We start from the raw sequence: 3,389 nt of genomic DNA, 5'->3' as shown, positions 1-3,389 counted from the left end.
ACCCGAAACCCTGCGGGACAAGCCCCGCGACACCCTCATCACGACCATTCTCCAGGGCCGTCCGGGAACCCCGATGCCGCCCTGGAATCCTTTCCTCAGCCCAGCCGAAGCGGGCTGGATCATCGACCATCTCACCGAAGGAAGCCTGCCATGATGCACCGCCTGTGCGCAGCCCTGTTCTGTCTCGTGCTCGGGGCCTGCGCCCATGCGCCCCAGGGCAGCGGCGACCTGGGTCTGGTCATCGAGCGCGCGACCGGCAGCGTCCAGATCATCCGCAGCGGCCCGCAACCCACCATCGTGGCCCGGGTCCAGGGCCTGGGCGACCTGTCCCATGCGGCTGCCGTCTTTTCACGCGACCAGCGCTACGCCTACGTGTTCGGCCGCGATGGCGGGCTGACCAAGGTGGACATACTCACGCACCGGATCTCGGCCCGGGTGATCCAGGGCGGCAACAGCATCGGCGGCGCCATCAGCCAGGACGGCCAGGTCATTGCCGTGGGCAACTACGAACCCGGCGGCATCCGCCTGTTCGATGCCGATACGCTCGCCCCTCTGGCCGACATTCCCGCCTCGCCCACGGCCGATCCCAGCCGCAATGCCCGCGTGGTCGGCGTGGTGGACGCACCCGGCCGGCAATTCGTGTTCAGTCTCTTCGATACCGGGGAAATCTGGCAGGTCGATGCCCGCGACCCGCGCCATCCCGCCCTGAGCAAGCATCGGGACATCGGTCGGGAGCCCTACGATGGCATGATCACCGGGGACGGCCGCCATTACATCGCCGGCCTGTTCGGGGAAGACGGCCTGGCCTTGCTCGACCTCTGGCACCCGGAACGCGGCGTGCAACGCATCCTGCCCGACTACGGACGCCACGGCAAGCCGCTGCCGGTCTACAAAATGCCGCACCTCGAAGGCTGGAGCGCTACCGGCGGACTGACGCTCATCCCCGGCGTAGGCGAACACGTCGTGCATGTCCTGGACAATGCCCGCTGGCAGATGATGCAGCGCATCCAGGTACTGGGCCAGCCGGTCTTCATCGTGATGCGCCCGGACAACCGCCAGGCCTGGGTCAATTTCGCTTTCCCCGACAACGGCAAGGTCCAGGTCATCGATATCGAATCCATGCAGGTCATCCGTACCCTGGACGTGGGGCCGGGCGTGCTGCACATGGAATTCACGCCGCGCGGAGAACAAATCTGGATTTCCGTGCGGGATCGCGATCAGGTGCAGGTCTGGGACCCCTATGCCCTCACACCGATCGCCACGCTGCCCTCGCAGGCGCCGAGCGGCATCTTCATGAGCAGCCGTGCTGCCCGGATGGGCCTATGACCGAACTGGAACCACTCGACCTGGCGCTGATCGAGAACTTCCAGCACGGCATGCCCATTTGCGCCCGGCCCTATGCCGCCATCGCCCAGACACTGGGCTGCACCGAACAGGATGTGCTGGACCGGATTGCCGCCCTGACCCAACGCGGCGTCCTGTCCCGGGTGGGCCCGGTTTTCGAGCATCGCCGCGCCGGAGCCAGCACCCTGGCCGCCCTGTCCGTGCCGCCCACGCAACTGGACGCCGTTGCCGCACGCGTCAGTGCCCACCCGGCCGTAAACCACAACTACCAGCGCGACCATGCCTGGAACCTGTGGTTCGTGCTGACGGCGGCCGACCCCGAAGCCCTGGCGACCGCCCTCTCGGACATCGCCGCCGCTACCGGCCTGGAACCGATTTCCCTGCCGATGCAACGCGGCTTCCACATCGATCTGGGCTTCAGCCTGCGGCCCTTCCTGCCGGAGCCCGCATGAATCCCCCGCTGCCCGCCAAACTGGCCAGCCGACTGGCCCAACTGCTGGAACGCGGCCTGCCGCACTGTCCACGGCCCTATGCGGCCCTGGCAGACCGCCTGGGCACTCAGGAATCGCGGGTCCTCGATCAGGTCCGCGCCTGGCAGGCCGAAGGGCTGTTCCGACGCTTCGGCCTGGTCATCCATCACCGCGCCCTGGGCATCCACGCCAATCTGATGCTGGTGCTCGACGTGCCCGATGAACAGGTCGAAGCAACCGGAATCGCACTGGCCCGGGAACCCGCCATCACCCTGTGCTACCAGCGCCGGCGCAGCCCGCCACACTGGCCCTACAACCTGTTCTGCATGATCCATGGCACATCCAGGGACGCCGTGCACGCCCAGGCCGACGCCATCCTGCAACGCCATGGCCTGCAGGGCCTTCCACATGCCCACCTGTTCAGCCTGCGCGCATTCAAGCAACGCGGCGGACGCTATGCCGCAGCCCCTGCCCAACCCGGAGACCCGCATGTCGAGTCCTGACGCCCTACCTGATCTCGACACAGGAATCCCAACGCCCGGCCTGGATGCCACCGACCGCCGGATCCTGAACCGGCTGCAACGCGGCCTGCCCCTGGTGCCCGACCCCTGGGGTGCGCTGGGCCAGGAACTGGGCCTGGACCCGGAACACATCCGCAAGCGCCTGGCGCACTGGCTGGACGATGGCACGCTGACGCGCTTTGGGCCGATGTTCGACATCGAACCGCTGGGCGGGGCCTTCACCCTGGCGGCGCTGTCCGTCCCCGAAGACCGCTTCGACGTCATTGCCGATCACCTGGCGCGCCTGCCCGAAGTCGCCCACAACTACCGCCGGGAACACCACTGGAACATGTGGTTCGTCCTGGCCTGCGAAAGCCAGGCACACCTGGAACGCACGCTGGCAGCCATCGAGACCGCGACCCAACTGCCGGTCCTGAATCTACCCAAAGAGGAAACCTATCATGTCGGCCTGTTCCTCCCGCTTTGATGCCCAGCGTGCCCGCCGTCTGGTCGAACTCTGCCAGGCAGGCCTGCCCCTGGTCGATGACCCCTGGGCCTGGATCGGCACATCCCTGGGGTGCAGCGCGGCAGAAGCACTGGAACTGCTCGCCCAGCTTCAGGACGCCGGCGTCATCCGGCGGATTGCCGCCGTCCCCAACCACTACCGCCTGGGCTACCGGCACAACGGCATGACCGTCTGGGATGTAGAAGACCAGGCACTGGAACGCCTGGGCCCGGCCGTCGGACGCCTGCCCTTCGTCAGTCACTGCTATCGGCGTCCCCGGCGCGCGGAGTGGCCCTACAACCTTTTTGCCATGATCCATGCCCGCAGTGCGCACGAACTGGCCCCCCAGCGCGACCAGATCCGCGCCCTGCTGGGCCCCGCGCTGCGCACCGAAGACATGCTGGTCAGCAGCCGCATCCTGAAAAAAACCGGGCTGCGGCTGCCTCAATCAGGAGAACCGCAATGCTGAGAATCAGCCAGTACCTGCGCGCCCTGGCCGGACAGGCCCCTGCCCCACGCAGCGCGCCACCCGGCTCGACACGCCCACCCGTGGTCATCTGGAATGTCCTG

5 protein-coding genes are annotated in these 3,389 nt (G+C 67.4%); all 5 read left to right on the top strand.

The window, feature by feature from the left end; translation table 11 throughout:
* The first annotated feature begins 150 nt into the window (after positions 1-150).
* The 5 genes from RBR29_RS11295 to RBR29_RS11275 are packed head-to-tail and all read left to right on the top strand — an operon-like array spanning position 151 to position 3,288.
* Positions 151-1,326, top strand: coding sequence for a cytochrome D1 domain-containing protein (locus RBR29_RS11295; RefSeq protein ID WP_320349351.1), 1,176 nt, complete (start codon positions 151-153; stop codon positions 1,324-1,326).
* On the top strand, positions 1,323-1,796 hold the full coding sequence (locus tag RBR29_RS11290; protein WP_320349350.1) for an Lrp/AsnC family transcriptional regulator: 474 nt from the start codon (positions 1,323-1,325) through the stop codon (positions 1,794-1,796). Before RBR29_RS11295 ends, RBR29_RS11290 begins: the two co-directional genes overlap by 4 nt.
* Positions 1,793-2,317 (top strand): AsnC family protein, encoded by a 525-nt coding sequence (locus RBR29_RS11285; protein WP_320349348.1) that lies wholly within the window; start codon positions 1,793-1,795, stop codon positions 2,315-2,317. The genes RBR29_RS11290 and RBR29_RS11285 overlap by 4 nt, the downstream gene beginning before the upstream one ends.
* The gene (locus RBR29_RS11280) at positions 2,304-2,801 is read left to right on the top strand and encodes an Lrp/AsnC family transcriptional regulator (RefSeq protein ID WP_320349347.1); all 498 of its coding nucleotides are present in this window, start codon (positions 2,304-2,306) and stop codon (positions 2,799-2,801) included. Before RBR29_RS11285 ends, RBR29_RS11280 begins: the two co-directional genes overlap by 14 nt.
* Positions 2,776-3,288 (top strand): nitrite reductase, encoded by a 513-nt coding sequence (locus RBR29_RS11275; protein WP_320349346.1) that lies wholly within the window; start codon positions 2,776-2,778, stop codon positions 3,286-3,288. Before RBR29_RS11280 ends, RBR29_RS11275 begins: the two co-directional genes overlap by 26 nt.
* The last annotated feature ends 101 nt before the right edge of the window (positions 3,289-3,389 follow it).

This window comes from Castellaniella sp., from assembly GCF_034007085.1.
In the GTDB taxonomy this organism is placed as follows: Bacteria; Pseudomonadota; Gammaproteobacteria; order Burkholderiales; family Burkholderiaceae_B; genus Castellaniella.
This window is presented reverse-complemented; position numbering and strand designations above follow the sequence as displayed.

What these genes read in the sequence shown, in the direction of transcription:
- RBR29_RS11290 (WP_320349350.1), top strand. Translation starts at nt 1,323, where the DNA reads ATGACCGAACTGGAACCACTCGACCTGGCGCTGATCGAGAACTTCCAG.
- RBR29_RS11280 (WP_320349347.1), top strand. Translation starts at nt 2,304, where the DNA reads ATGTCGAGTCCTGACGCCCTACCTGATCTCGACACAGGAATCCCAACG.
- RBR29_RS11295 (WP_320349351.1), top strand. Translation starts at nt 151, where the DNA reads ATGATGCACCGCCTGTGCGCAGCCCTGTTCTGTCTCGTGCTCGGGGCC.
- RBR29_RS11285 (WP_320349348.1), top strand. Translation starts at nt 1,793, where the DNA reads ATGAATCCCCCGCTGCCCGCCAAACTGGCCAGCCGACTGGCCCAACTG.
- RBR29_RS11275 (WP_320349346.1), top strand. Translation starts at nt 2,776, where the DNA reads ATGTCGGCCTGTTCCTCCCGCTTTGATGCCCAGCGTGCCCGCCGTCTG.